The sequence below is a fragment of the Sutcliffiella horikoshii genome (assembly GCF_044809035.1).
GTDB classification, from domain to species: Bacteria; Bacillota; Bacilli; order Bacillales; family Bacillaceae_I; genus Sutcliffiella_A; species Sutcliffiella_A horikoshii_G.
The window spans coordinates 958,739-981,848 of record NZ_CP085237.1; the positions used below are offsets into that span (position 1 = coordinate 958,739).

Annotated in this window: 25 protein-coding genes; 15 read left to right on the top strand and 10 right to left on the bottom strand. The window is 42.5% G+C overall.

Annotated features, from left to right (window positions below; translation table 11 throughout):
• Positions 1 to 13: 13 nt before the first annotated feature.
• Complete coding sequence (locus LG307_RS05135; RefSeq protein WP_404448735.1) at positions 14 to 925, bottom strand: TIGR01777 family oxidoreductase; 912 nt, start codon at positions 923 to 925, stop codon at positions 14 to 16.
• Between the two features lie 107 nt (positions 926 to 1,032).
• On the opposite strand from LG307_RS05135, the gene recX reads away from it, so the two are divergent.
• On the top strand, positions 1,033 to 1,833 hold the full coding sequence (recX, locus tag LG307_RS05140; RefSeq protein ID WP_404448737.1) for a recombination regulator RecX: 801 nt from the start codon (positions 1,033 to 1,035) through the stop codon (positions 1,831 to 1,833).
• A gap of 194 nt (positions 1,834 to 2,027) precedes the next feature.
• Here the strand turns inward: recX and LG307_RS05145 are convergent, their stop codons facing one another.
• Positions 2,028 to 2,687 (bottom strand): SDR family NAD(P)-dependent oxidoreductase, encoded by a 660-nt coding sequence (locus tag LG307_RS05145; RefSeq protein WP_404448739.1) that lies wholly within the window; start codon positions 2,685 to 2,687, stop codon positions 2,028 to 2,030.
• 85 nt (positions 2,688 to 2,772) lie between these two features.
• On the opposite strand from LG307_RS05145, the gene LG307_RS05150 reads away from it, so the two are divergent.
• A complete protein-coding gene (locus LG307_RS05150; RefSeq protein ID WP_404448741.1) occupies positions 2,773 to 3,117 on the top strand; it encodes a YfhH family protein in 345 nt (114 codons plus the stop codon).
• Positions 3,118 to 3,140: 23 nt separating this feature from the next.
• Here the strand turns inward: LG307_RS05150 and LG307_RS05155 are convergent, their stop codons facing one another.
• Together LG307_RS05155 and LG307_RS05160 are read right to left on the bottom strand one after the other, a co-directional pair.
• Complete coding sequence (locus LG307_RS05155) at positions 3,141 to 3,311, bottom strand: YpzG family protein (protein ID WP_010198993.1); 171 nt, start codon at positions 3,309 to 3,311, stop codon at positions 3,141 to 3,143.
• A gap of 39 nt (positions 3,312 to 3,350) precedes the next feature.
• The gene (locus tag LG307_RS05160) at positions 3,351 to 3,515 is read right to left on the bottom strand and encodes a small, acid-soluble spore protein K (RefSeq protein WP_010198995.1); all 165 of its coding nucleotides are present in this window, start codon (positions 3,513 to 3,515) and stop codon (positions 3,351 to 3,353) included.
• Positions 3,516 to 3,652: 137 nt separating this feature from the next.
• Between LG307_RS05160 and LG307_RS05165 the strand changes: the two genes are divergently transcribed.
• Positions 3,653 to 3,922 carry a YfhJ family protein gene (locus LG307_RS05165; RefSeq protein ID WP_404448743.1) on the top strand — a complete coding sequence of 90 codons (270 nt, stop codon included), beginning with the start codon at positions 3,653 to 3,655 and terminating at the stop codon, positions 3,920 to 3,922.
• A gap of 34 nt (positions 3,923 to 3,956) precedes the next feature.
• Here LG307_RS05165 and LG307_RS05170 read toward each other — a convergent pair whose 3' ends face one another.
• On the bottom strand, positions 3,957 to 4,943 hold the full coding sequence (locus LG307_RS05170) for a metal-dependent hydrolase (protein WP_404448745.1): 987 nt from the start codon (positions 4,941 to 4,943) through the stop codon (positions 3,957 to 3,959).
• Positions 4,944 to 5,026: 83 nt separating this feature from the next.
• Here LG307_RS05170 and LG307_RS05175 point away from each other — a divergent pair, with 83 nt between their 5' ends.
• On the top strand, positions 5,027 to 5,344 hold the full coding sequence (locus LG307_RS05175; protein ID WP_404448747.1) for a hypothetical protein: 318 nt from the start codon (positions 5,027 to 5,029) through the stop codon (positions 5,342 to 5,344).
• Between the two features lie 17 nt (positions 5,345 to 5,361).
• On the top strand, positions 5,362 to 6,468 hold the full coding sequence (gene mutY, locus LG307_RS05180; RefSeq protein WP_404448748.1) for an A/G-specific adenine glycosylase: 1,107 nt from the start codon (positions 5,362 to 5,364) through the stop codon (positions 6,466 to 6,468).
• 44 nt (positions 6,469 to 6,512) lie between these two features.
• On the opposite strand, the gene LG307_RS05185 is transcribed toward mutY, so the two are convergent.
• Complete coding sequence (locus LG307_RS05185; protein ID WP_168863399.1) at positions 6,513 to 6,737, bottom strand: hypothetical protein; 225 nt, start codon at positions 6,735 to 6,737, stop codon at positions 6,513 to 6,515.
• 110 nt (positions 6,738 to 6,847) lie between these two features.
• Between LG307_RS05185 and fabL the strand changes: the two genes are divergently transcribed.
• From fabL to LG307_RS05210, 5 genes are all read left to right on the top strand, one after another.
• Positions 6,848 to 7,597, top strand: a complete 750-nt coding sequence (fabL, locus tag LG307_RS05190) for an enoyl-[acyl-carrier-protein] reductase FabL (protein WP_404448751.1) — start codon at positions 6,848 to 6,850, stop codon at positions 7,595 to 7,597.
• Positions 7,598 to 7,680: 83 nt separating this feature from the next.
• Positions 7,681 to 7,881, top strand: a complete 201-nt coding sequence (locus tag LG307_RS05195; protein WP_404448753.1) for a gamma-type small acid-soluble spore protein — start codon at positions 7,681 to 7,683, stop codon at positions 7,879 to 7,881.
• Between the two features lie 174 nt (positions 7,882 to 8,055).
• Complete coding sequence (locus LG307_RS05200) at positions 8,056 to 8,310, top strand: YgaB family protein (RefSeq protein WP_404448755.1); 255 nt, start codon at positions 8,056 to 8,058, stop codon at positions 8,308 to 8,310.
• Positions 8,311 to 8,478: 168 nt separating this feature from the next.
• Entirely contained in the window at positions 8,479 to 9,009 is a 531-nt protein-coding gene (locus LG307_RS05205; protein ID WP_404448757.1) for a DUF402 domain-containing protein, read from the top strand.
• A gap of 172 nt (positions 9,010 to 9,181) precedes the next feature.
• Positions 9,182 to 10,927 (top strand): ABC transporter ATP-binding protein, encoded by a 1,746-nt coding sequence (locus LG307_RS05210; RefSeq protein ID WP_404448759.1) that lies wholly within the window; start codon positions 9,182 to 9,184, stop codon positions 10,925 to 10,927.
• Positions 10,928 to 11,186: 259 nt separating this feature from the next.
• On the opposite strand, the gene LG307_RS05215 is transcribed toward LG307_RS05210, so the two are convergent.
• From LG307_RS05215 to LG307_RS05225, 3 genes are all read right to left on the bottom strand, one after another.
• Positions 11,187 to 12,284, bottom strand: coding sequence for an aromatic acid exporter family protein (locus LG307_RS05215; RefSeq protein ID WP_404448760.1), 1,098 nt, complete (start codon positions 12,282 to 12,284; stop codon positions 11,187 to 11,189).
• A gap of 201 nt (positions 12,285 to 12,485) precedes the next feature.
• Entirely contained in the window at positions 12,486 to 16,955 is a 4,470-nt protein-coding gene (locus LG307_RS05220) for a glutamate synthase-related protein (RefSeq protein WP_404448762.1), read from the bottom strand.
• Between the two features lie 356 nt (positions 16,956 to 17,311).
• Positions 17,312 to 18,607 (bottom strand): glutamate-1-semialdehyde 2,1-aminomutase, encoded by a 1,296-nt coding sequence (locus LG307_RS05225; protein WP_404448764.1) that lies wholly within the window; start codon positions 18,605 to 18,607, stop codon positions 17,312 to 17,314.
• A gap of 180 nt (positions 18,608 to 18,787) precedes the next feature.
• On the opposite strand from LG307_RS05225, the gene LG307_RS05230 reads away from it, so the two are divergent.
• Positions 18,788 to 18,922 carry a hypothetical protein gene (locus tag LG307_RS05230; RefSeq protein WP_404448766.1) on the top strand — a complete coding sequence of 45 codons (135 nt, stop codon included), beginning with the start codon at positions 18,788 to 18,790 and terminating at the stop codon, positions 18,920 to 18,922.
• Between the two features lie 328 nt (positions 18,923 to 19,250).
• Entirely contained in the window at positions 19,251 to 19,664 is a 414-nt protein-coding gene (locus LG307_RS05235; protein ID WP_010198147.1) for a potassium channel family protein, read from the top strand.
• A gap of 6 nt (positions 19,665 to 19,670) precedes the next feature.
• On the opposite strand, the gene LG307_RS05240 is transcribed toward LG307_RS05235, so the two are convergent.
• A complete protein-coding gene (locus LG307_RS05240) occupies positions 19,671 to 19,829 on the bottom strand; it encodes a hypothetical protein (protein WP_404448768.1) in 159 nt (52 codons plus the stop codon).
• A gap of 138 nt (positions 19,830 to 19,967) precedes the next feature.
• Here LG307_RS05240 and bcp point away from each other — a divergent pair, with 138 nt between their 5' ends.
• The 3 genes from bcp to LG307_RS05255 all read left to right on the top strand — a co-directional run bounded on the left by bcp (position 19,968) and on the right by LG307_RS05255 (position 23,004).
• A complete protein-coding gene (gene bcp / locus LG307_RS05245) occupies positions 19,968 to 20,435 on the top strand; it encodes a thioredoxin-dependent thiol peroxidase (RefSeq protein WP_404448770.1) in 468 nt (155 codons plus the stop codon).
• A 364-nt stretch (positions 20,436 to 20,799) separates the two neighbouring features.
• Positions 20,800 to 22,347: an AbgT family transporter gene (locus LG307_RS05250; RefSeq protein WP_404448772.1), complete on the top strand. Its 1,548-nt coding sequence runs from the start codon at positions 20,800 to 20,802 to the stop codon at positions 22,345 to 22,347.
• A gap of 102 nt (positions 22,348 to 22,449) precedes the next feature.
• A complete protein-coding gene (locus LG307_RS05255) occupies positions 22,450 to 23,004 on the top strand; it encodes a cob(I)yrinic acid a,c-diamide adenosyltransferase (protein WP_404448774.1) in 555 nt (184 codons plus the stop codon).
• Positions 23,005 to 23,110 lie beyond the last annotated feature (106 nt).

Consider the following 23,110-nt stretch of genomic DNA (forward strand, 5'->3'; position numbering starts at 1 on the left):
TAATTTTCTGTCATTACTTTGATTGTAATATGTCGGACAGAGCGTCATCAAGATGGGAAAATAAGAAATTATAGCCTTTTTCCTCTAATTTTGCCGGCAGCACTTTTTGGCCCTCCAGTACCAGTACACTCATTTCTCCAAGAGCCGCTTTCAAAGCAAAACCGGGTGTAGGAAACCAGTGTGGTCGTCCCAACACTTTTCCAAGTGTTTTACCAAAATCTTTCATTTGTTTTGGCTGCGGGGCGACTACATTGACAGGACCTTCTAAATCTTTATTTTCCAAGCAGAAAGTAATAGCTCCGACTACATCCTTTATATGCACCCAAGACATCCACTGTTCGCCAGAGCCTATTTTTCCGCCAACAAGCATTTTGTAAGGAAGAATCATCCGTGGGAGTGCCCCTTCGTCTTTGTCTAAAATAATCCCAAAACGGGTAAAAACAGTGCGGACACTCTCATCTTTGACATTCTCCGCTTCTTTCTCCCAAGCATAGACAGTGGAAGCGAGAAAGTCAGATCCTGGTGTGGTTTCTTCCTCGGTGAAAGTTTGGGTTTGGGAAGTTCCGTAAAAGCCAATGGCACTTGCGTTGATCAATACTTCTGGCTTTTTTTGCAGCGAGCAAATAATTCTATTTATTTCTTTTGTAGAAGAAATACGGCTCTCGATAATTTTCTTTTTCTGTTCTTCTGTCCAGCGGCCGCTGTTGATGGATTCGCCAGCTAAATTTACAAAAGCATCCACTCCATCCAAACTTGTTTCCGGAGAGGCAGAGTCATTTAGCCATTCCACATAGGTGACATTTGCTTTTTCCTTTTTATTCGAGCTGTTTCGCGTTAAAATAAAGATAGAATATCCTTTATCAATTAAATGGTCTGTCAGTGCTTGACCAACAAGCCCCGTACCGCCTGCAATGGCAATCTTCATCTATATCACCCTCCAAAGAGAATATTTACATACTATATTAGTTCTTTTCCCTAAATATCCTTTATTTAATACGGGCCAATGTGCTAAGAAACGGAGCGAGAGCAAAAATGGGCAAAATAACAAAAATATCGGTGCAGCAAAAAAACAAGGAACGGTTCAATATTTTTTTGGACGAGGAGTATGCGTTTGCTGTGTATGAAGCAACGTTACTGAAATTTCAGCTTGTAAAAGGCAAGGAACTTGATGATCTGGATATAGAAGAAATCCTCTTTAGCGATCAAATCAATAAAGCATATCATACAGCGGTTCACTATCTCTCTTTTCGAATGAGAACAGAAAAAGAGATCCTGGACTATTTAAAAGAAAAAGAATATGAACCATTTGTCAATAAAGAAATTGTCGTAAGACTGAAGGAGCAGGGCTATTTGAATGACAGGGAATTCACAAACGCGTATGTAAGGACTCAGGTGAACACCACCTTGAAAGGGCGAGGCGTCATTGAAAAGGAATTGCTTGAAAAAGGTGTGAACAAGGAAATTATTATAGATGTGCTTGAAACGGAATATAGCCCAGACACGGAGATGGAGCATGCAGTACAGCTTGTGTTAAAGTACGCGCCAAAATATAAAAAAGATTCGTTTAAAATTATGATTCAAAAGGTGGAGCAGGCATTAATGAGAAAAGGGTATTCCTTTTCCGTCATTAAGATTGCCGTTGAAGAAGCGGAGCTAGAAGAGGATACTTCAGAAGAGTGGGAAGCAATCGCAAAACAAGCAGAAAAGTATCACCGAAAGTACGCAAAGCTTGAGGGGTACGAATATAGGATGAAAATGAAGGGTGCCTTGTATAGAAAAGGATTTGGAATGGATTTGATTGAACGCTGGCTGGAGGAGAATCAGGGGAACTGACTTTAATAAGGTAAAATTAGCAAAAGGGTAGAACATTCACTCTTAAGTGTACAAGTTCGCTCGGGAAATGTACAAGAAAATCCGGGAAATGTAGAAGGTCTATTCAAAATGGTAGAACAATTAATATTAGCGGTAGAAGTAAGAAACAGCCGTTTGGGACAGACCTCGTTCCAAACGGCTGTTAAGCTATTAAGTCATATTTGTATCTCCAATTTGTCATCCTGAGCAACGATCTTCTCCGCTACTTCTCGGGGAGATTTCAACCTAGACTTGTCCTTAATATGATCAGTGTCCTCCCAAAAAGGCGTGTCCATTCCGCCCATATAGGTTGCTATGACATGTACCTTTCCTTCTAATTCTTTTTGAAGGCTTTCTGTGAAACCGCGGACCGCAAATTTACTGGCAACATAGACACTTTCATTCACTTTTCCTTTTTGGCCGGCAGTGGAGATGATGTTCATAATTTTGGCATCTTCTTGTTTCAACAAATGAGGAAGTAGTTCTTTGGTTAAAAAGATGGTCCCCAGTACGTTTGTTTGAATGGCTGTTTCTATTTCTTTATCATCTAATTCTGTTAGCGGACCGAAGCAGCCTGCACCTGCATTGTTCAATAAATAGTGCACATTATGTTCGGAGGTAATTCTATTTACAGTTTGCTTAACGTCCTCTACATTACTTATGTTCATTTGGTAAGAGAACGCTTTTGCCCCAACAGATTGAATTTCTTCTTTTGCAGCCTGAAGTGGATCTAATCTTCTGCCTGTCAATATGATGGTGTGACCCTTTTTCGCGTAAGATAGCGCCAGTTCCTTGCCTAGGCCTGTGCCGGCACCGGTAATCAATATGGTTTGCATCTATATCACTCTTTTCATAATAGCTTTTTGTAATGTGAGAATCGTGCTATTCTTATTTTATATAGATTTTTTAGGGGGAAAGCAAGTGGAACAAGAAAAGCGTTACAGTCAGATGACACCGCATGAGCTACATCAGGAAATCGCGACATTAAAAGAAAAGGCTCGAAAGGCGGAACAGCTAGGTATTGTAAATGAATTTGCCGTGTTGGAACGAAAGATTACCATGGCCAAAGCTTATATGCTAGACCCGGAAGACTTTAAACCAGGAGATGTGTATGAAATAGAAGGCGACCCCGGGGTGCATTTTAAAGTTACATATATGAATGGAGTATTTGCTTGGGGACATAGAATTCACGGCGATACCACTAGCAAAGAAGAAGAAGGCCTGCCGATATCCATGCTTATGAACGAAAAAAGCAAAGAAGCGTGATGCCTCTTTGCTTTTTTGATCGGTTAAGATCTTTTTCTCGTCTGTACTTCTAAGATCTGGATATTCTGCGCTTGTTGCGTTTCACCGTTTACTTGACGGAACGAGTGTTTAGAGTGTGCATTTGGCTGCGGAAACGGATGGTCATTTAACGTAAAAGGATTACTGCGTGATGGCTTATGATTTTGTTTTGCCATGATAACAACCTCCTATTAGTTAGGGTAGCTTTGCAAAGTTTAGAATGTATCTTCTTCTCTGGCTCCAGAAGCACGCATGCGCTCCTGTGGATGCGTATTAATCGTTCCATTAGCACGCTTTGAAGCATATTCAGACTTTGCCCGACCTTCCCCTTCAAACTTGTTGTCATTGGGGTTTGGAAAGTTTCTCGCTTTGTTCCTCATGCGACTCGCCTCCTCGCTAAGTGGATGCGGGTACCAAAGTTCCACCCGGCATCTATCTTTAATATTGGATTTTAGAAGCGATTATATGTAATGATAAGCGTAGTGAAATTAAACCAAAACCGAACGGAGTGTGTGTAATGGAACAATATTTTGAACGACTTGCGGAAAGTTTGATGGAGAAAAACCCTGCATTAACCTATGAAAAGGCAAGAACATGGGTGGAACTTTTATGGGAGGATTTTGAGAGCTCTTACGCGAAGGCAGGATACCAATACAAGGGGAAAGACATGACAGAGAGGATGGTCATGCAAATCATTGATCGCCATGGAGATAGTCTTCATGAGTTCTTTTCAAATAACCCGAAATACATGCATCTTTTGAATGTAGACGATCACCTGACACATTAAAAAAACCGCTCGACCCATCGGTTGGTCGAGCGGTTTAGTCTATATTCGGAATAATCTCCAATTTGGTTCGCAATTTCTCCTCACTGAAAATCCATCCTGTATATGAGCTTATGATATTCAAGTCATGATCAAGCTGAACAATGGCGACGAACGGATAATAATCCTTGCTTCGGTATCTAAGGTCAATGAACCGAACCTCGTAATGGTCATCATATTCTTCCATTTCCCATCGATACACAGGAGAGAAAGAAAGAAATGCGGACACATTGTCGTCGAATTTTGCCGCTTCAATAATAGCATTTTCGGGTAGCGGTACTTTTTCAAATGTATCGTGAATGAAGATTTGATACTTGACCGCTCGTGCTACATAAAAATTATCTTTAGTGGTTATGGCCAGATGCCATTGATTCCAATAAAGTGTCGGTGAGATCAAGGTCTGCTTGACACTTGGAATGATTTCCCTCACCTGCTGCAACACTTTTTGTTGCATTCGATAACGAAGCACATAATAAGCAATCAATATGCCGTAAATCGCCAAGAAAGTGTAGCCTGGGTGAAATCCGGTTCCCCAAAGAACCAGTCCGGCAATATGAAAGCCGAATATTACTGGATCAAAAGTGTTAATAATTCCAAGGGCAACCCATCTTTTTGTAAAAGGACGGAGCGCCTGTGTCCCATAAGCGTTGAAAATGTCGACAAAAACATGAAGGATTACCGCTATAAATGTCCAAATCCATAAGTAAAGAAAATTGGCTTCCGGGATAAACAAATAAATAGCCGGCGCTATAAGAAACGGCCAGAGGCACACTGCCGGAATAGAATGGGTAATTCCACGGTGATTCCTAATGTATGTCGCATTATTTCGGAATTTCAAGATAGTATCCGTATCAGGAGCCTGTGAACCAATTACAGCTCCCATCATGATGGCGGTAGCTGTAGCAGGGTGACTCGCAACAAATGGATCAATGGTAGCCATGGATCCAAGTGCGATCCCCATTACAACATGTGTTCCTGTATCCAATGGTCGGCCTCCTTTCCGGTTGATCGGTAAACGGTCGTATTTTATTTTTTAATTAGTCTGATGCAAAAGGGGTGTTTTCAAACATGATAACAAAACAGTTGCATATTTTCATTCAATATCCTATAAAGGAAACAGTGACTCTTCAATATGAAGAAACCATGCAACGGGTTTTACAAGCAATGAACCAAATGGGAGCAAACGATTATAGCTGGACAAAAGCCAGTTCTGAGAAAGGTGCCGCTTATTATCGTGAATCTTTTTTACTTCCCACAGAATCTCATTATTTTGCCATGAAAGCATTGCGTGGTTCGCAACAGAGCCATATTTTCCATGAACTGTCCCAATATATTGATACAGAGGCCGGAGCAGTTGAATATATAGGCTTGAAAATTACTAGCTGATTACTTGGAGGTTTATTTTGAAAAAAGAAAGTATCCATCACGAACGACTCGATGACTTTGATATATATGGTTTTCAAGATGATTTAATTACTTGGTTTGAACGGGAGCAGCGAATTCTGCCATGGCGTAAGGATCAGGACCCTTATAAAGTTTGGGTGTCAGAAATCATGCTCCAGCAGACGAAAGTGGACACAGTAATCCCTTATTTTAATTCCTTTATTGAACAGTTCCCAAACATCCAAAGCTTAGCGGAGGCGGAGGAAGACAGAGTACTGAAGGCTTGGGAAGGCCTGGGGTATTATTCTCGTGCCAGAAACCTGCAAAGTGCTGTTAGGGAAGTCCATGAAAACTATGGTGGGATTGTCCCAAATACACCAAAGGAAATCTCTACGTTAAAAGGAGTGGGCCCTTATACAACAGGAGCCATCCTTAGTATTGCCTATGGTGTTCCAGAACCTGCCGTGGACGGAAATGTTATGCGAGTTCTATCACGGATACTTTTGATTAGAGAGGATATCGCCAAACCGAAGACTCGTAAAATTTTTGAAGAAGTGATCCGGGATTTAATTTCAAAAGAAAACCCGTCCTACTTTAATCAAGGGTTGATGGAACTCGGTGCCATGGTCTGCACACCAACCTCACCATCCTGTCTGTTATGTCCGGTCAGAGAACATTGCCGTGCTTTCGCAGAAGGAGTGCAGCGAGAGCTTCCTGTAAAAACGAAAAAGAAATCGACAAAACAAGTGGCACTTGTTGCTGGAATCTTACAAGATCATGACGGTCGCTTTTTAATTCACCGAAGGCCAAGCGAGGGGTTGTTAGCAAACCTATGGGAATTTCCTAATTTCGTAAAAGTAGATGAGCTTGGTACCGCAAAACAGCAGTTACAGCAATTGATGAGCACAGAATACGGTTTGAACATCACTCCTGGCGACTTTATATGTGATATTAAGCACGTTTTTTCACATCTAGTATGGGATGTTAATGTGTATGTTGGAAGCTGGAGCGGAGAGCTTTCTCAGGATAGCGACCTTGTTGCTGTGACAGTTGAAGAAATGAAGGAGTATGCTTTTCCTGTCTCCCATCAAAACATGTGGAAGGAATATCTTAAAACAATAGAGTGAAAAATAATATGGATCAACCATCAGCGGTTGATCCTTTTGTATGTTCAGTCATAACTTATTCGGGTACCATGTGTCCAATCTGCTTCATGTCGTTGAAAACCGCCACGAGCTTCAATTTCCTTCACAATCTCCATGTGAATACTTTGACCCTCTGCATTTAGATATGGGACCATTTGTTGCAAGGAATGGTGAAAATATGCCAGTTCACTATCTTTCCATTCTTTTTTGGAATGCATGGATAATTCGGTCATGTCACGTCCGACGTACATAGCGTCTGCCTCCTTATTGGCAATTTCTATGCTGTTATTGTTTGATGAATCAATAAGGCTTATACTGAAAGATATTAGATATAGTTTCCATACATAAAGGAGTAGAGAACATGACAAATAAAGTAGCATTAGTAACGGGAAGCAGTCGTGGTATCGGTAAAAAAATTGCGTTGGAGCTGGCGAAGGACGGCTATAACATTGTCATCAACTATAATCGCAGTAAATCGGCGGCACAAGAAACAGCCGCAGAAATCGAAGCCCTAGGTGTGAAGGCATTGACTGTAAAAGCCAATGTTGGACAACCGGAAAAGATTAAGGAAATGTTTGTGAAAATTGACGAAGAGTTTGGCCGTCTAGATCTATTAGTGAGTAACGCCGCGTCAGGTGTGTTGCGTCACGTGATGGAACTGGAGGAGTCTCATTGGGACTGGACCATGAATATCAACTCTAAGGCTTTGCTTTTCTTGGCACAGGAGGCAGCAAAACGTATGGAGAAGGTAGGCGGCGGAAAAATAGTCAGCATCAGTTCACTTGGCTCTATTCGTTATTTGAAAAACTACACGACTGTTGGAGTATCGAAGGCCGCTATTGAAGCATTGACTCGCTACCTTGCAGTGGAGCTTGCAGATAAAAATATCGTTGTAAATGCGGTTTCCGGCGGAGCGGTGGATACGGATGCGTTGAAGCATTTTCCTAATAGAGAAGAGTTGCTTGAGGATGCAAAGAACAATACACCTGCTGGACGTATGGTAGAACCGGATGACCTTGTGAATACGGTGTTATTCTTATTGTCTGAAAAGGCTAGTATGATTCGAGGACAGACGATTATCGTGGATGGCGGCCGTTCTTTACTGGTCTAAAATATACTGAAAATATTTTTTTGTTTTTTTGTCATAGTTTCCTTCCGAAATGGTTATCTTAAATTTCGTGGAGGTGATAAACAATGGCAAACAACAACCAACAAAACCAAGCAGCTAAAACAGCTTCTGGTACAAGCGTACAACACGTGAAACAACAAAATGCTCAACAAAACCAACAACAACAATACGGTGCTGAGTATGCGAGCGAAACTAGCGCGCAACACGTGAAACAACAAAACGCTCAATCTGCAGCGAGAAAGAACCAACAAAACCAACAACAATAATTAAGCAATAACACGAAGCACTCCTTATCAAACCGATGGGGAGTGCTTCTTCGTTGTTTTGAAAATCACTCGACAAAACTTCCCTTGGGTCAACATATGTAGTCAAAGGGATTGAGGGATAGGGGCAGAATGTTATGTGTAGAGGGTATGGTATTTGGTAAGGAGGAGGATTTTATGGTGGATAGGTTTGATTTAGCAGTGGCAGAGCAGTTGAAGACGATGGATAGGTTGTTGTTGCTTCAGGGGGAGATTGAACGTAATCAGAAGGTGATAGAGCAGTTGGAGCAATTGAAGGAAGAAGCGGAAAAGCTGAGAAAATTAAAAGAGGATATAGCAAAAATGAAAGAGGAATTAGCGGAAATTCAGCTCGTTTTTGAAACTCAAACAGAAGAGGCAATAAAATCTTTCCACTTACAAGAGTCTATCTAAGAGAAAAATTCACATTCTACAAGGGCTTCCCTATACCGTTCGAGCTATCTTATTTTCATAAAGATGGCTCTTTTGTTTTAAAATCTCACGGGAACCGTTATAATAGTAGAAAATGGTTTGCTTTTAGCTGAGAAGTGCGGGCATAAAATAGAAAGAAGGGGAAGAGGAATGGGTTGTCCCAAAGAAGGTGAAACAATACAAATACATAGCTATAAGCATAACGGATACATCCACAGAGTTTGGGATGAAACGACTGTGCTTAAGGGGACGCAAAACCTTGTTATTGGTGGAAACGACAAAACCATTGTGACGGAATCGGACGGTAGAACCTGGGTCACAAGAGAACCAGCGATTTGTTATTTTCATGGAAAGCATTGGTTCAATATCATCGGCATGATCAGAGAAGACGGTGTGTACTATTATTGCAATATAAGTTCACCCTTTATAGCGGATGATGAAGCGTTGAAATACATAGATTATGATTTGGATATAAAAGTGTTCCCGGATATGACGTTTATATTGTTGGACGAAGACGAGTATGAAAAGCACCGTAAAGAAATGAACTATCCGGAAGTCATAGATAAGATCCTGAAGAGCAATGTTCAAACATTGATTTCTTGGATCAGGCAACGAAAAGGTCCGTTTGCTCCTGACTTTATTGATTTATGGTACGAGCGCTACCTTACTTACCGAGGATAATTTCTTGCAAAAGGCAACTGGTAACTTGATATGCCAGGCCTTTTTTGTTTGTTGATGGAAGCCCAATGCGCAAATCAACAGCGACGTTTATAAGAATCAATACATGTTTCAAAACGGAAAGCAGAAGCTAAAAGAAAGAATAGTTAGCAGGCATCATTTGGGAGGAAGTCAATTGGATAGTATAAAAAGGTACATGCAATTTGTAAAGCCGTATCGGTGGCAGATTGTCGGTACCATCCTTATAGGAATGCTGAAATTCGGGTTGCCCTTATTAATTCCTTTATTATTGAAATACGTAGTCGATGACATTTTACTTGTAGACGGCCGTTCAGCAGAGGAGAAAACGAATGAGCTGCTCATGATCATGGGCGCAATCTTTGTAACCTTCTTGGTGTTAAGACCGCCAATCGAATACTACAGACAATATTTTGCACAATGGACAGGCAGTAAGGTCCTGTATGACTTAAGGGACAAGTTGTTCGATCATATTCAAAGGCTGAGCTTGCGTTTTTATGCGAACAACCGGGCAGGCGAAGTCATTTCAAGGGTCATTCATGACGTGGAACAGACCAAGAATTTTGTGATCACCGGTTTGATGAACTTTTGGCTCGACCTTGCGACCATTTTAATAGTCATCATCATTATGTTCCAAGTGGATATCACGTTGACTCTTGTGTCTATCATGCTGTTCCCGTTCTACGGATTTTCAATTAAATACTTTTACAGTCGTCTGCGCCACCTCACAAGAGTCCGTTCACAGGCACTTGCAGAGGTGCAAGGTCACTTGCATGAGCGGGTGCAGGGGATGCCTGTTATACAAAGCATGGCGATCGAGGACTATGAGCAGGAGCAATTTAAAAAACAGAACACAAATTTTCTGCAAAAAGCATTGGACCATACAAGCTGGAACGCAAAAACCTTTGCGGTAGTGAATACCATTACGGACATTGCACCGCTGCTTGTAATTGGATACGCAGGCTATCAGGTTATTAATCAGGGCTTGACGGTAGGGGAAATGGTCATGTTTGTTGCCTATATTGACCGCCTTTACAATCCGTTGCGACGATTGATAAACTCTTCCACCACCTTGACCCAATCCATTGCATCGATGGACCGCGTGTTTGAATTTGTAGATGAAAAATATGATATTACAGATAAACCGAATGCCGTGGAATGTAAGACTGCCCGAGGTGAAGTCAGCTTTGAAAATGTTTCTTTTAAATATGAAGAAAATGAAGAGTACGTTTTGAAGAATCTGTCGTTGCAAGTCCGGGAGGGAGAAACCATTGCCCTTGTAGGGATGAGCGGTGGCGGAAAGTCGACGTTGGTGAGCTTGTTGCCACGATTCTATGATGTTACAGAAGGCAAGATTAAGCTCGATGGAGTCGACATTCGCGATGTTACCGTTCAGTCGTTACGCAAACAAATCGGGATTGTATTGCAGGACAGCATTTTGTTCAGTGATACTGTTCGAGATAATATTGCCCTTGGAAAACCGGATGCAACCATGGATGAAATCATAGAAGCGGCCAAAGCGGCCAATGCTCACGAGTTTATCTCAAGTTTGCCACAGGGTTACGAAACGAAAGTGGGAGAGCGCGGTGTCAAGCTTTCTGGTGGCCAAAAGCAGCGTGTTGCCATTGCCCGTGTATTTTTGAAAAACCCGCCAATCCTTGTAATGGATGAGGCGACATCTGCGCTCGATCTGGAGAGTGAACATCTGATTCAGGAGTCGCTAGAACGTTTGGCGGCCAACCGGACAACCTTTGTCGTGGCCCACCGACTGTCCACCATCACCCATGCTAGCCGCATTGTGCTGCTTGAGCACGGAAAGATTGTAGAAGTCGGCTCTCACGAAGAATTAATGAGGAAAAAAGGTCACTATTACAATTTGTTTACGATACAGGAGATTAGTTAATTTTGTAAGCCAACCTTTAGCAGATCTGCTGGAGGTTGGATTTTTTATGAAATTGACCCGGATTTCGGCGGCAAGGGTTCGACCATTTAGAGGAGACCTTCGACCATTTTTAAGTGATGTTCTACCATTTACAGCCGACCTTCTACATTTCCCGGATCTCCTTCTACATTTCCCAAGCCACCTTCTACAATTAAGCAATTTTCCACAAACAAAAACACCTCCCCCCTTTTTAAAAAGCAGGAAAGTGCCTCACCAAATTTTATTCTTCTTCATTCGCTCCAATTTCAAACTCATTATCATCCACATGATATTTCTGGAAGCTGTCGATTAACTTATCTAAATGCTCCAATTGGTCGCTGTAATCAATGATTTTAGATACGAGCGGGAAAAGGTGATACCAGACCTCGACGTTACCCTCGTATTCACACCAGTTGTCTTTGTGGGCCATGAACTCATCGATAAATTGCTGTTTGTTAAAGCGTTCTTCTTCGTACATTTCTGACGTATTATGCTGCTTTATTTTCCCCACGAATTTTAACAAGATCTGTTCGTGCAGGTTAACCAAGTGATCCAGTTCAGCTTTGATGTAATGCTGGTATTCAACCGGCATATGATGCAATTCATTTTCTAACCGGTGGAGCATTTTTAATGTATACAACGCCCGGTTACTTGTAACTATCAGTTGTCTGAAAATAACCAGTTTGCGTGCTTTTGAGCTTGATTTTTTCAGAGTAGGGAAGTATGTCCGTTCTTCCTTATACAGCATGAAAAGTTGTTCTAGCTTTAGCACCCGTTGATGCAGCATTTCTATATCTGTTTTGAGAAGGTGATGTTCCGTACCGTGACGCATGTTGATTCTGATCCACTTAAGTATGTCTTCTGTCGTTAGTTTCACTTTGTAATAAAGTCTAGTTTCGTATTTAGGCGGCAAAAAGATCAGGTTTACTAGAAACGCACAAAGGATACCAATCATGACGGTGGAGAAACGTATTAGGGCAAATTCAAAAAAGTTTTCCCCTGGACTTTCCATAATCGCGATAACGGTCACGAGGGCCAATGGGATTGTGTTTTCTATTTTCAGCTTTAAGTTGATTCCAATGACAAAGATTGCGGTCAACCCGATGATGAATGGGTCATGCCCAAATAGTAAGGAAAAGATGATGGCCAAAATTGCGCCAATCAGGTTTGCCTGTACATGCTCAATGATGGATTGATACGATTTATAGATGGATGGTTGGATAGCGAAGATCGCTGCGATTCCTGCAAAGAAGGGCGTGGGGACGTTAAGCCACTGTGCCACAAACAAGGCAAGGGTGATCGCGATACCGGTCTTGACTATACGGGCACCAAGTTTCATTTTAAAATAAGTCCTTTCTTGTCTTTCCGAATTTTATAGCCTGTTCTTTCAGAAATTAAACACTTAATAGTATATGTCGGAAGTGTGGTAATCATGTTATTCGATATTGTACTATACACGGTTTCCTTTAGTAGCGCAAGCGTTAAAATGACAGAAAAAAGCCCGCAAATTGATGTTTGCGGGCTGTAGTAAAGAGATTAATCATTCTGTGGATACTGCTGGGTCGGCCTGTTCTTTGACAGGGTTGACTTGCAGGAAGTAGTTTGCCGGGTTGTCGAGCATCTGCTTGATTTCTGCGGCTTCTTCTAATTGGTGTTGATCTAGCAGGGATTGATGGTAGATGGAAAGTAACTCCACTACATCCTTCAAACCTGTTGCATTCAATGGTTCAATGTTCACTTTTGCGCCTTTTGCGATACGGCGTTGAAGTGCTTCTTTTGTTAAGCCCATTTCCGGCTGGTGACGTAGGTAGACGGCTCCACCTGTCATTCCCGCGCAGATCCACGGACCAGGGTCACCAAGGACAAGGCCACGGCCATTTGTCATGTACTCAAATGCAAAGCCTTTGATGTTGGCATTGACACCAAGGTTGCCGTGCTCGACAGCAGGGATAGGAGTGGTAACTTTCCCGCCGATAATCATGTCAGCTCCGGATAGACGGATACCGGCACGTGCGTCCGCATTTCCTTGCACGACAAGCGCTCCTTTTTGAGCACCGTAGCCAAACCCTTTTCCGACAGAGCCGTTATAGAACTTGCCATCTTTTCCTTTGTATTTAAAGACGAAGATGCTTCCGCCAAATGCTGTTTTCCCGATGCCGTCCTGTGCGCCACCCTCAACTTTGATGTTGATACCAGTAGAGTTGTAAGCACCAAGTCCGTTACCAGGGATGGAGCCTTTGTTATAGCGAAGTTCCACTTCAGGCAGCTCCAGGTATGAACCATCCAAACGTCCGCGAACACGGTGGCAGGAAACTCTGCTACCAAGGACACGTTGTTCTGCTGTTACCGCATCAAATTGACGGGATTCATGCAGGTCGCTTTCTTGGTAATCGAGATATTCTGCACCAGCTGCAACAAGAAGCTTTTCTTTTTCCATGCTTGCAGCGACTTCTTTTTGTGCAAGCTGTGGCACGTCAAGCATATGAAGCAAGTTGGAGAGATCCAGCGATTCTAAGCCGCGCGTTTGCTCAAGAAGATCAGAGCGGCCGACAATTTCCTGCAGGTTATCAAACCCTAAGGAAGCGGTTAAGGCTTTCAGTTCGTCACCAAAAGCAGTAAACAGATTCATCAAGCCTTGTACGGCAAGATCTGATTGTCTAGGAACAAAGCGACGCAGGCCGTGATCTTTTGCTTGTGCTTCGGATTCGATTTGCGTTGCAATTCCCACGTGACAAGTATCCAAGTGACAGCCGCGGCAAGTGGTACAACCGATGGCGATCATGGAGAGAGTTCCGAATCCAATACGGTTCGCACCTAAAAGCATAACCTTCATACAGTCTAGTGCACTCTTGATTCCACCGTCCGCCCAGATTTCCACTTTGTTGCGGAGACCGGATTCAATCAAGGCGTTATGCGCAGCTTTTACCCCAATTTCAACTGGTAATCCTACATATTGAAGCGCATGGATTCTCGCTGCCCCTGTACCGCCGTCAAAACCACTGATTGTAATGATGTCTGCACCGGCTTTGGCAATTCCAACTGCAATCGTTCCGATATTAGGAACAACAGGTACTTTTACGGCAACCTTTGCCTGATCGTTGGCTGTTTTCAACTCTGCAATCATCTGCGCCAAGTCTTCAATGGAGTAGATGTCATGGTTATTGGATGGAGAAATTAAATCCGATCCAATCGTTGCATTACGTGCTTCGGCGATTTTAGCTGTAACTTTAGATCCAGGTAGATGTCCGCCTTCACCAGGCTTTGCTCCTTGCCCGATCTTAATCTCCAATAGATTGGAAGAGTTAAGTAACTCGGCATTTACTCCAAAACGTCCAGAGGCAACTTGCTGACCGCGTGTTTTTGGATATTTTCCAAGCATATCCTTGATTTCGCCGCCCTCACCGTTCAGGCTGACCATGTTCAGTTTATCCGCTGCTTCGGCATAAGCCCTGAACGCAATCTCGTTTTGAGAACCAAATGACATGGAAGCAATGACGAATGGCAGATCATGTGCCCCTACCCCGATATTTACTTTTTCTTTCGCAGGTTGTTTGCCGGCGACCTTCAAGTCAGTTAAATGGCGAATAGTAATAGGGTTTTTCGTTTCTTGCTCATCCAATTTTTCACGATAATCATCATACGTTCCGTTCTTCGCTACGTCTCCGATTGCTTTCCAGATACGAGGGAAGAGGTGGAACGACTTGCCTGGACGGGCTTTTTCATCTTCAAAGTCCACTGCGCGTTCTGCAGCATCCTCTTTTAGTTTTGTAAAATTAAAACCGAGTTTTTCAGAGCCGAGGAAGTTAACGATTCCAAGTGCACCCTCGACTTCCTTATGAAGTCCAATTGCCGAGAAAAGACGGCCATATCCCCGTAACTCATGAATTCCAATAGTGGAAATGACTTTCTCCATTCCTTTTGTCAGTGCTCCGAAAAGGTTTACGACAGGCTTAGTTGTCTCATCGCTCACTGTTCCAAATAGCAGGTATGGACTGAGGGCATTTGCACCAAGGCCGATTGCGACCATAACATCATGAAGGGAGCGGATGGCACCGGAACGAAGCAATAGTGCGCATTTACGACGATATTGATGTTGAACCAACTCTTCATTAATTGCAGCTGTCACAAGATGAGGGTCCAACCAAAGCTGGCCGTCCTTGTGTGCTTGGGCATCATCCATGATCAATAATGTTTTGCCGTCTTTTACTGCTTCCAACGCTTCCGCTTTTAAACGGTTCAAAGCAGAAGGGATATCTTCATCTGAACCACAGGTAGCATCTAAGTAATATGTGAGCCCTTGTGTGTGGAACTGGTTTACTACTTGGTCGTAGGAAGGCTGCCCCAATTCTGCTGCGCAATCCATGCCAACCTGGCCTTCTACTAATAATGGAGAAAGAAGTTCCATTGTGTAGCCATTTGGTACTTCGTCTTCTTTTTGAAGAGCTGGACGGGCACCAAGGACTGTTCTTGTGGAGAAATGTTCTGTCTCACGGTCACGGTCAATGGCTGGATTTGTTACGACAGCTACGCTTTCTTTTATAAAATCAGCGATATTGTTGCGACCTGGATTCATGGCAGCAAGCGGTACGTCATGACCTAGGGAACGGATTGGTTCTGCCCCTTTTTCCGCCATCTGTTCAATCAACTGGATATGCTCACGATCCCATCCGAATGCAGCATAATGGCCGTTATGCACTTTTGCAAGTGGGGCAGTAGATACATAGTTATCAAGTTTCGGTGCATTCAGGCGTTCAGCGAATCCTTCCAAAGGAAACTTCTCGTTCATGCGTTGGTATACTTCCTCTTGATATGCGTGATAGTCGTATACTTTAATCGTATCGCCATCCCATTTCATCCCAACTTTTTCACCAGGAGAGAAAGGCTTCGGCTCTGCTGTATATTCCGTTGTCGGAATGATACCTGGTTCTGATGAAAAATAATACGAAGTTTCTGTCTGAAGCATCCAAACTGGACGCAAGCCAAGGGCATCTAGGCTGAATACCGCTTCGTCTTTATTACGGGAGATGATACCTGCAGGACCTTGTGCAAAATGGCCCCATGTTTCACGCACATATGTGTAAAGGTCCTGTAAATGAGCAGGATAGCTCTTAATTTCGTTAACGATTGGTGGGAATACAATATCTAGCGCTTCGAAAAGCGTGAAGCCGTCGCGGGAAATCAGCGTATCGATCGTTCTGTTTAGGTCTTGAGAATCACTGCCGCCATTTGTCAGTGGAACCCCAATCATAGTCGCTTCATCACGAAGCTTTGCAATCGTATTGATTTCACCGTTATGGCCTAGGACGCTAAATGGTTGCACACGAAAAAAGTTAGATAGTGTATTGGTAGAATAGCGGTTATGCCCAAGTGTCATCGCGGAAGCAACAAGCGGGTTAGCCAGGTCATGATAGAATTTTGGCAAAATATCACCTGCACCCATTACTTTGTATACTGCATGGTAGTTGGATAGGGATGCGACATGTACGTCATCATTTTTTTCCATTTCAATGGCAGCATGGAACAGGTGCGCTTGCGTGCAATCTTCTTTTTCTGAAACCAAGGCTATCTGCCAGAACACCGGGTCTTGAATGATGGCGATCGGTCCTAATGCTTCAGAAGATGTTACCGTATCAGAAGCGAAAACTAGTTTAAGAGATTCTTTTTCTAAAATGCTCGTAATCTCTTGTTTCACTTGGTCCACATCAACATGGTGATTGATGAAAAAATGGCCGACTATGAAATCTTCACGGTCTACGAGGGAAGCGTCCTCGCCGACTTTCTCCAGTTTTTCTTTCCAAAGTGCACGGGGGATGTCGATATGGATGCCGACACCATCGCCTTCACCGTTAATGAAACCGGCACGGTGGTTCATTTTGACTAAAGCATCTATACAGTCGTCGATATTTTTCTTTGTTGGGATTTTTTTCTTTTCAATAGCGGATACAATACCACATGCATCGTGTTCTGCGTTGTGAAAATCTTTAAATGTACTTGGACTCCAATTTTTCATATGGATTGGCTGTTAACTAGGGATATAAGTGGGGACCCTAACTAGCCATTCACCTCCTGTGGTTTGATAGTTTGATAAGAAAAACCTGTGCAGTTAAATAGTAGAAGCTACATGTTCTGCGTGAGGTAAGCTCGACGGTTTTCTTATAAATAGGTAAAAAGTGAGGAAAAATAAATAAGGGAATTTTCAGACTTTAAATTATATACTAACATTTCAAACAATAAAAATCAATTTTTTATGCAAAAAGATGAAGAAGTCATACAAGTGGGAGAGAAGAAAAAGTGTTTATTTGTAAGCGTTTTCAATGATTAATGTAGAAAAAGACAGCGTGCTTGTGTACACGCTGTCTTGTATATTTATGCATTCGCTAATTCTTTGAATGCGTGCTCCACTGCATTTAATGTCACTTTTACATCTTCTTCGGTATGTTCTGTTGTTACAAACCATGCTTCGTATTTGGATGGGGCAAGGTTGATTCCTTGATTCAGCATCAGTTTGAAGAATTTTGCAAACTGTTCTCCGTCTGTATTTTCGGCTTGTTCATAGTTGACTACCGTTTTATCTGTAAAGTAGATGGTAAGCGCTCCTTTTAGGCGGTTGATGGTAATCGTGATTCCGTATTTTTCTGCTCTTTCAAGTATACCTTCTTCTAGGAGGCCGCCGATATGATCAAGGTGCTCGTAGACTCCTTCTTTTTGGAGTACTTCTAAGCATGCGATTCCAGATAAAATGGATGCGGGGTTACCTGCCATGGTTCCTGCCTGATATGCAGGGCCAAGTGGTGCAACTTTTTCCATGATTTCTGCTCGTCCACCATATGCACCGATCGGAAGCCCGCCACCGATGATTTTCCCAAGTGCTGTCAAGTCGGGGGTGATACCAAGCATGTCCTGGGCACCGCCATACATAAAGCGGAATGCTGTGATAACCTCATCATAGATGACTAGAGCGCCAGCTTCATGACTGATGTCATTTATCGCTTGAAGGAAACCGGGTATTGGTTCCACGATGCCAAAGTTACCGACGATAGGCTCCACAAGTACGCCCGCAATTTGATCGCCCCATTTTTCCATTGCTTCACGGAATGGTTCGATATCGTTAAAAGGAACCGTGATGACTTCATTGGCAATACTCTTTGGTACTCCAGCTGAATCAGGTGTGCCAAGTGTAGCAGGACCAGAACCTGCTGCAACAAGAACAAGATCCGAATGTCCGTGATAGCAACCGGCAAATTTAATGATTTTGTCGCGGCCCGTGTATGCGCGCGCCACGCGGATGGTCGTCATTACCGCCTCTGTACCGGAGTTGACGAAACGGACTTTGTCCATTCCAGGCATCGCTTCTTTCAGCATCTTCGCGAATTTCACTTCATGTGGTGTTGGTGTTCCGTAAAGGACTCCGGATTGTGCTGCTTTTGTAATGGCTTCCGTAATATGGGGGTGGGCATGACCAGTGATGATTGGACCGTATGCAGCCAGGTAGTCGATGTATTTGTTTCCGTCAACATCCCAGAAATAGGCTCCTTCTGCGCGTTCCATTACTACCGGTGCGCCGCCTCCAACGGCTTTATAGGAACGGGACGGGCTGTTGACACCGCCGACAATATGTTGCAAGGCTTCTTCGTGTATTTGTTGTGATTTAGAAAAGTTCATAGTTGATTGAGTCCTCCTGGTTCATTGTTTGGTAAAAGAAAAGATACGTTATTTTATCATGAATGTGGTGGGTATGTAATGGAGAATGGCTGGTGAAGTCAGGAACGATGCCAGAAAAGGAAGGGGGCGAGGGATTTTGTCATTGTAGAGCCGGAACGATGCCAGAAAAGGAAGGGGGCGATGAATTCTGTCATCGTAAACGGAGAACGATGCCAGAAAAGGAAGGGGGCGAGGGATTTTGTCATTGTAGAGCCGGAACGATGCCAGAAAAGGAAGGGAGCGATGAATTCTGTCATCGTAGAGGGAGAACGATGACAAAAAAGGAAGGGAGCGATGAATTCTGTCATCTATTAATCCATACCGCCCATAGTAGAACAGCACCCAGTGTTTTTTTACCCTCACATTTGCCCTCAAAAAGCAATCAAGCAATCCCCAAAGCCTCCCGTTTGAGTGTACACCTTCCGTGTTAACGGGATTGACTCCGTTTATCGGCGTGGCATTCTTCGTTTTAGCTGTATTTGTATGGAATGTCGGTGTAACCAAATATAGAGGTACAGGGAATTAAACCTGTACAAAAAAAGCATACCTGTTCTTCCTCAGCGTATATTGTACTAATGGCATGTCCGCGCATTGGAGGAGTAGGATGCTTTATTTATTTATCGTCATCTTCATATTCATCGCTATATTCATCAGTTTTTCACATGTTTTTTCATCAGAAAGCAGAAGCATACCTTATGTATCAAAAGAAACACTCCTTTTGTTACTGTTGATATATTCCACGCTTCTCTTATCATTTGGCCTATTATATACCGTACTTCACATCGAAGGACACCCTGTTCTGTTAGAAAGGGGAGAATTAATCAGTGGAAGTTATTTTTCCATTTTCTTTCGTTCCGTTTATTTCAGTGCCATCACCATATTGACAGTGGGGTACGGGGATATTACACCAATCGGGATCGGCAGGGCCATCGCTATGACGGAAGCATTAATAGGCTTTGTAATGCCAGCCGCGTTTGTTGTCAGGGTCGTCCTTCATATGGACGGGCGTGAGAGGTAACCCTCGTTAATTTCCTTCATTAAGAAAGCGGTTCGACATTTCCGATATGGGTTCAGGACAGTTGGCATCAGCGTTTGCGTGAGTCTCTATAGACTTTTCGTTAACGCTGATCTTTTTTTCATGCTCTGTGACAGCTCCCTCATGTAGTACATTTTCTTCCTTCATGTGATCCCTCCATTCACTTTTATGTGTAATTAGTTTAGGTTATTTGAGAAAGTATATGTATGATATCTGATTACTTGAAAATTCTTCATGCTTTCGATAGGCTTAAGGAAACAGAATATAAATAAGGAGGAGTTTTTGATGACTAGAGAAGTTGGCCAAAAGGCACCTGATTTTTCGTTGCTTTCAAATACCGGGGAAACGGTGACACTTTCAAGTTTTAAAGGTAAGAATGTTGTTCTTTATTTTTATCCAAAAGATATGACGCCTGGATGTACGACTCAGGCATGTGATTTCCGTGATAGGCATGAGGACTTCTCAAATCTTGATACGGTAATACTCGGTGTTAGTCCAGACCCTCAGTCAAGGCATGAAAAGTTCATTGAAAAGCACGGGCTGCCGTTTTTGCTTTTAGTGGACGAGGATCATGAAGTGGCAGAACTTTATGATGTATGGAAGCTGAAGAAAAATTTTGGCAAAGAGTATATGGGAATTGAACGTTCTACCTTCATCATCAACAAAGAAGGTGAATTGGTAAAAGAGTGGAGAAAGGTTAAAGTGAAGGGCCATGTGGAAGAGGCTTTGAGCTATATAAAAGAGAATTTATAAGAGGAAAAGCCCCTTTTTCAATAAATAAGGCAAACGTCTAACTACAAACGCCCCTTATCGGAGTACTCTATAGTGTAGGGCATACCTCCTCAAAAAGTTGACGTGATTAGAGTGTGAGCATAAAGCTTACACTCCTTTTTTATGATATGAATTTATATAATTGGGGTAAAGTAAAGAAGTGAAAAAAGTGGACAAGTACATTAGTATAGTAAAGGATACATAGTATTGATATTATTTCAAAAATTGGTTATTTTGCGCGTATTCCCAGAACCCTTCCATCGTAGAGTGATTTTTATTATACTGATAAAGGATTTTTTTCCGTTATTTTTTGAAAATTTAATAGATTGAGAAAGGGGATTTTATAATGGAAGCAACTCAAAAGAAACGTGGCTTCGTTATGCGTGCTCTTGACAGCATTGAACGCGTTGGTAATAAGCTACCACACCCGGTAACGTTATTCGCGATTTTCGCGCTACTGGTAATTGTCGCTTCTGGAATTTTTTCCAGCATGGGAGTACAAGTAGACGATCCTTTAAATGAGGGAGAAGTTCTTACTGTCAAGAACTTGATGAGCTCAGAAGGAATAGCTTACATATTTGAGAGTGCCGTTACAAACTTCACAGGCTTTGCTCCACTTGGAACAGTGCTTGTAACGATGATTGGTATCGGTATTGCGGAAAGATCTGGACTTATCAGTGCCGGTCTTCGCGGCTTGGTAACATCCGTTCCCAAACAGCTTATGACAGCTGCGCTAGTATTCGGAGGTATTATGTCTTCTATGGCAGCGGATGCTGGGTATGTTGTATTGACACCACTTGGTGCAGTTCTTTTCGCTGGACTTGGAAGGCATCCACTGGCGGGACTTGCAGCAGCTTTCGCTGGTGTATCTGCTGGATTCAGTGCAAACTTGCTATTAACATCTCTTGATCCGTTATTAGGTTCTTTAACACAAGAAGCTGCTGCAACGGTTGACCCAGAATATGCTGCTGGCATGAACTACATGATGAACTTCTACTTCATGTTCGCTTCTGTATTCGTTCTAACTATTGTAGGTACGTTTGTAACGGATAAAATTGTTGAACCTCGTCTTGGTGAGTACAAAGGTGCTTACAAAGGAGACGTTGACTTCTTAAAACCTGAAGAGAAAAAAGGTTTATGGGCTGCATTGTTTGCATTCATTGCAACTATCGCTGTAATGGCTTTGCTGGTTGTACCTTCTTGGGGACCACTGCGTGGAGACGGCTCATTCTTAGAAGCACCATTCTTCCATACACTTGTACCGGTAATTCTAATTATGTTCTTCATACCGGGACTTGTTTATGGAATGATAACCAAATCAATTAAAAATGACAAAGATGTAGCAAACCAAATGTCCGATACAATGGCAACAATGGGTGCATACATTGTACTGGCATTTGTGGCTGGTCAATTTGTCGCTTACTTTAATGAAACAAACCTCGGCCTAGTTCTAGCAGTAAATGGAGCAGAACTTATCCAAGGAATCGGCTTTGACAGCGAAAATCGTTTCATGAGCATTTTGTTAATTCTTGTGTTTATGACTGTTGCTGGCTTTATTAACCTGTTTATCGGAAGTGCATCTGCTAAATGGGCAATCATGGCGCCAGTATTTGTACCAATGATGATGGGTCTAGGGTATTCCCCTGAGCTTACTCAATTAGCGTACCGTTTAGCTGATTCGACTACAAACGTCATCTCACCATTAATGCCATACTTCGCAATCGTTATCGCGTTTGCGCAAAAGTATGATAAAAAAATTGGGATTGGTACACTAATCTCTACAATGATTCCATACTCTGTGTTCTTCACAATTGTATGGGTACTCATGCTTATCATTTGGATCCTTACTGGCTTGCCAATCGGACCGAACGCACCAATCGATTATGTCGGGTAATGAAAATGAAAACACCTGCTTGTCCATAATGGACTTGCAGGTGTTTTTTTGCTATAAGAAAAGTAGAAGCTAAATTAAATGAAGAGTAGGGGATGGTAGCAAATGAAAATCTATACAAAAACAGGAGACAAAGGTCAAACTTCTTTAGTGTATGGACAAAGAGTGGATAAAAATCATGTGCGCGTAGAAGCATATGGAACATGTGATGAAGCAAACTCGATGATTGGCCTTGCAATGGCTTATCTAAACGAAGAGGACTTTAACCGCAAAGAAGAATTGCTGAAATCCTTTTCCAACATCCAGACAATCCTTTTTCATGTGGGAGCGGAACTTGCCACCCCGGCAGGCAAAGAAGTGAAATGGAAGCTGACAGAAAAGCATGTTAAAAATTTGGAGGACGAAATGGACGAACTTGATACAACCCTTCCTCCTTTGAAGAATTTTGTATTGCCAGGCGGATCGAAAGCAGGAGCAGCATTGCACATTGCACGAACTATCGTCAGAAGAGCAGAAAGGTCTGCAGTGGGGTTGAGCGAGGAGCTTTCCCCAAATGTACTGGCATATTTGAATCGCCTATCCGATTATCTGTTTGTCGTAGCTCGTTATGTGAACAGCCAATTAAACAAGGAAGAACCAGTATTAAAGCCAGAGGTTTAAAACCTGAATATCTTCATATAGATAGCAGTAATAACATTGACAAAAATATCAATATCACGGTACACTAATTATAAATATTATAAAGTAATAATCTTTATGAAAAGTG